Raw genomic sequence first — 4,251 nt, 5'->3', positions numbered from 1 at the left:
GCATCCCTCGCGGACCGGCCTCCCGAAAGGCCAGATCTTTCACGCGGCTGGCGCGTCGGCTGGTGGCTGGACGATCGTGGCGGTCCACGATTCCAAGGAGAGTTGGGAGCAGTTCCGCGACAATATCCTAATGCCCCGAATGCGGCAGGGGATCAAAGGAAGTTTCACCACACCACCGCAGGAGACGGCCTTCGAAGTCCACAACCTGCAGCGGTAACAGTCTGGGCAGGTTACGGTCGGACTTGGTGGACCAGGCACCGGACTGGACGAATAACCCCTAGTAGGATTCTGGGGCCGCGTCGGATCATGGCGCGGCCCTTTGCGCCTCCCAGGCTTCGCGGACCGACAAACCCCAGGACGTTGGATCGGACGGTGAAACGGAAGTCGCTTTCAACGGAGCGTCAAGATGGACCTGCTTTCGATTACAGTGAGGAGCCGCGCCCGATCCTGCGACGCGGCCCCGTTCTTTCTGTCTCAGAACACCACTTAACGGGAATCGCCTGCAATCGATGTATTTGCGAGGCATCCGGGACACCATGCGGGCAGAGGATGTTAGCACAGATCACTCGTCTGTAGCGAGTGCGAAGTGCGTCTGCACAATCGCAGCGAAGGGGCGCTATCGCGCCTTGTTCATGGACGCCTGAGGAATCTCAAGTAGAAAGCGGCGAACACCAAGACAATGCCAATATTCACTGTCAGCCGTTCCCAGAATCGGTTTCTGAAGAACACGAAATCTACACCGACTATGACGGCTGCCATCGCCACCACGTAAAGCACGACGGCTACCTGCCTGCCCATGTCAGTGCCGGGTCAGCCGATCCAGCGGGCTTGATCGCTGATACTTGCGGAGTACGTCGGTCTTGGTGAGCCTCGCGTATTGCAAACTCATGTGCAGGGTGCTGTGCCGCGGCAGTTGCCGCCTCAGTTCGAGATCGCTGCTCGCCGTCAGCACCGCACAGCCAAAATAGTACCGCAACGTGTGGGGCGTGATCGGGTGCGGCAGGCCCGCCCGCTTACTGATGTTGAGGAACACGCGGGTAATCGAATCGGAGCGCAACGGCTGTCCGTCGGCGTCGGTAACCAAGTAATCGTCGACTGCGCCGTCGAGATCGATTCCGTCAGCCCTTGCGTGAGCAGTTACGTGATCGGGGTACCCTTGGGACTTTTCCCGCATTGTCGTGCCCCCCGACTCGCCGGAAACCGTTGGTATATAAGGGTTGGTGGGCCGTGCAGGACTCGAACCTGCAACCTTGGGATTAAGAGTCCCCTGCACTGCCAGTTGTGCTAACGGCCCTGAGCCATTTTAGCACCGGTGGTAAGGAGTGTGAAGGGGGCGATCTGACTCATTACGGTCGGTTACCGAAACCGGCATGGTTGCCTCATAAATCCGCTGACCACCTGAGGAGGTTCCATGAGTCCCTCAGGGCTCGCGTACTTCAGCGCCATGGACCCGCGCGGACGCAGTCCACACGGCTCCTCGCCAGCACTCTGCTCGATGCGCCCACGACAACAACTCGCCTTCCTCAATTTGGTGCGCCTCCGCGCCTGATGGCCTGGTTTGATCGGCCGGCTCGGGAGCACTCATTTTGAGGCAGCGACCCCGCGTACGGCAACCGTGCCCGTTTGGGGAACACGAAGGGAACGCGCGCGTTGACGTCTGATTCGGGTCCACGTAGAATCGAACACGACGCCATGCGGGCGTGGCGGAATCCGGCAGACGCGCCAGGCTTAGGACCTGGTGGGCCGCGAGGTCCGTGGGGGTTCAAATCCCTCCGCCCGCACCAGCGCGCCGGTCCGCACGTCGTAGCGCCCTGTGCTATCGACCGCCTCGTCCGGAACTCTGTTCTTCTCGCGCCGAAAAGTGTACGGTAGTTGGTAAGAGACGTGGCAGGAGCGTTCCCATGGGTCGAGAGTCTCCCGCGGACTCGAGGAGGGCGCTGGCACTCGTCGCACGGCTGGCGACGGAGTTCACGACGGTACTCAACCTGCCAGACCTTCTCGGACGCGTCATTCAACTGATCCGCGAGGAAACGGAGTTCGATTCCTGCGGGATCTCGCTGATCGACCCGAGGGATCCGGACCTACTCGTGATCCGTGCGGCCTCGGGGCTGCGCGCGAGCGCCGTCGGGCAGCGGTTCCCCCGCGGACAGGGGCTGGGCTGGGTGGCGATCGAGAGCGGGGGCCCGCTGATCGTTCCCGACGTGCTCGCGGACCCGCGTTCGACCCGCCGGCTGGATCCGCAGCCCCGTTCGGGTATGTGGGTGCCGTTCGTCGTGGGCACCAAAGTGATCGGGTTGGTGAGCGCGTTTCGCGCGACGCCGGGCGGGTTCACCGAGGCCGAGCGGGACCTGCTTGTGGTCGTGTCGCGGTACCTCGCCGGAGCCATGGAGGTGGCGCGCCTGCACGAGCAACTCAAAGAGGTGGCGTCCACCGACGCGCTGACCGGTCTCGTGACGCGGCGCGCCTTTCTCGAGAGCCTCCGGTCTGAGCTCGAACGGAGCCGCCGCGCCGGTTACGCGCTGAGCATCGCGCTGGTCGACCTGGATCGCTTCAAGCGCGTGAACGACACCTACGGCCACGCGGCCGGCGACGACGTATTGTCGCTCGTGGCGCACCGGCTGCGGGCGGGGATCCGCGCGTATGACGTGGCCGGACGGTTTGGCGGCGACGAGTTTGCCCTGCTGTTCCCGCAGACCGCCCCGGCGCAAGCCGAGACCATGCTGGGGCGGCTTGGACCCGACGGGAGCGCCGTGCGGGGCGTTCCGGGGGCCGCGATCGAACCTGTCGGGTTCAGCTGGGGGATCGCCGGTTGCCCGGCGGACGGCGACGACGAAGCGGCTCTCCTGCGCGTCGCCGACGCGCGGCTCTACGCGATGAAGCGACATCGGTCCGTCGACAGGGCCTGATCCCGCGGCCGGGGGTGTGGATTCTCCAATGGTGCGCCCAAGCCGACGGTCTTCTTGCGACGACCGCAACGCGCCCCCAAGGTGGGCGCTACCGCCGAACGCTCGTCTGGAACGCCTCGCGAAGCGCCCGCGCCGAGTCGTCGATCAACTCCCACGCCCTCGGGGTGATTCGGGGCATGCGCACGACGCCGTGGATCAGCCCCGCGTAGTGTCGGTGGGAGGTCGGCACGCCGGCCTCGGTCAGCCGACAAGCGTAGGACGCGCCTTCATCCAGGAGCGGGTCGTACTCGCACGTCAGGACCGCGGCGGGCGCGAGTCCGCGGAGATCGCCGGCGCGCAGCGGCGACGCGTCCGGGTTGTTGCGGTGGGCCACCACGGGCACATACTGATCCCAATACCAGCGCATGGCGTCGCGAGTCAGCGCGTAGCCCGTTGCATTGCGCTCATAGGAGGGTGCGCGGAAGTCGTGATCGGTGACCGGGTAGATGAGCAGTTGCAGGCGCAGTCGTGGCGCCCCGGCGTGACGCGCTCGCAGTGCCACCACCGCCGCCAGGTTGCCGCCGGCGCTGTCTCCGCCGACCGCGAGGCGAGAGGGGTCGCCCCCCAGTTCCCGGATGTGGTCGGCGCTCCACGCCGTGACCGCCCAGGCGTCGTCGGCAGCCGCTGGGAAGCGATGTTCGGGAGCCATCCGGTAGTCGACGGACACCACGAGGCAGGGTGTTCTGTTTGCGAGCGCGCGGCACACGCCGTCGTGTGTATCGAGGCTGCCGGTCACCCACCCGCCTCCGTGGAAATAGACGAGGGTCGGCAGCGGCGGCGACGCAACGGGCGTGTACACGCGCGTACGGATCGCGCCTGCCGGACCGGGGACGCCGAGCTCGCGCACGGCGGCGACGTCCTCGACGGGGCCGAACATGAGGGGAGCCCGCGCCTCCACCACACGCCGGGTTTCCTCGACCGGCACCTCGTAGACGGGGCTCGCACCTTCGGCGGCCATCTGGTCGAGGTAGGTGCGAATGTCAGGATCGAGGTCCATGCAGACTCTCCTGTTACACGACGTCCGCGGTCGTTCGACCCTCCGCTCTCAGGACGTCTGTTCGCGCCCTGCCGGCAAGATACCCTTTCATCGCAGGTGCCGGCGTGCGAGGAGCGGGTGCCTGCGACAATGCGGAGCGGCGATAGCTGTATCCGCGGTTGCCGACATCGCCTGTCGTAGTTCAGCAATCCTGTCATGCTAACGGTTCAGCGAAAATGTCACCCCCTGGGCGCTGAGCTCTTTGCGGCGAGCGATCTGAGCGTATTGCCTCCAGGGATGATCGGGCCCGGGACGTGGATCACGCGGCGG

General features: G+C 65.6%; 4 protein-coding genes and 2 tRNA genes. 3 read left to right on the top strand and 3 right to left on the bottom strand.

Features of this window, described 5'->3' with window-relative positions; translation table 11 throughout:
- Window positions 1–217: hypothetical protein (locus tag VKZ50_01735; GenBank protein HLJ58430.1), on the top strand; the 217-nt coding region annotated here is incomplete at its 5' end.
- Between the two features lie 582 nt (window positions 218–799).
- Here the strand turns inward: VKZ50_01735 and VKZ50_01730 are convergent.
- Together VKZ50_01730 and VKZ50_01725 are read right to left on the bottom strand one after the other, a co-directional pair.
- Complete coding sequence (locus VKZ50_01730; protein ID HLJ58429.1) at window positions 800–1,174, bottom strand: tyrosine-type recombinase/integrase; 375 nt, start codon at window positions 1,172–1,174, stop codon at window positions 800–802.
- Window positions 1,175–1,218: 44 nt separating this feature from the next.
- A tRNA-Lys gene (locus VKZ50_01725) sits at window positions 1,219–1,294 on the bottom strand.
- A gap of 400 nt (window positions 1,295–1,694) precedes the next feature.
- Here VKZ50_01725 and VKZ50_01720 point away from each other — a divergent pair.
- A tRNA-Leu gene (locus VKZ50_01720) sits at window positions 1,695–1,784 on the top strand.
- 117 nt (window positions 1,785–1,901) lie between these two features.
- Window positions 1,902–2,906, top strand: a complete 1,005-nt coding sequence (locus tag VKZ50_01715; protein ID HLJ58428.1) for a sensor domain-containing diguanylate cyclase — start codon at window positions 1,902–1,904, stop codon at window positions 2,904–2,906.
- 88 nt (window positions 2,907–2,994) lie between these two features.
- Here the strand turns inward: VKZ50_01715 and VKZ50_01710 are convergent, their stop codons facing one another.
- Window positions 2,995–3,942 carry an alpha/beta hydrolase gene (locus VKZ50_01710; protein ID HLJ58427.1) on the bottom strand — a complete coding sequence of 316 codons (948 nt, stop codon included), beginning with the start codon at window positions 3,940–3,942 and terminating at the stop codon, window positions 2,995–2,997.
- Window positions 3,943–4,251: the final 309 nt, after the last annotated feature.

It is taken from the genome of bacterium (assembly GCA_035295165.1).
Taxonomy (GTDB): domain Bacteria; phylum Sysuimicrobiota; class Sysuimicrobiia; order Sysuimicrobiales; family Segetimicrobiaceae; genus JAJPIA01.
This window is presented reverse-complemented; position numbering and strand designations above follow the sequence as displayed.

Coding starts and splice junctions, on each gene's coding strand:
- VKZ50_01730 (HLJ58429.1), bottom strand. CDS start 1,174: ATGCGGGAAAAGTCCCAAGGGTACCCCGATCACGTAACTGCTCACGCA.
- VKZ50_01715 (HLJ58428.1), top strand. CDS start 1,902: ATGGGTCGAGAGTCTCCCGCGGACTCGAGGAGGGCGCTGGCACTCGTC.
- VKZ50_01710 (HLJ58427.1), bottom strand. CDS start 3,942: ATGGACCTCGATCCTGACATTCGCACCTACCTCGACCAGATGGCCGCC.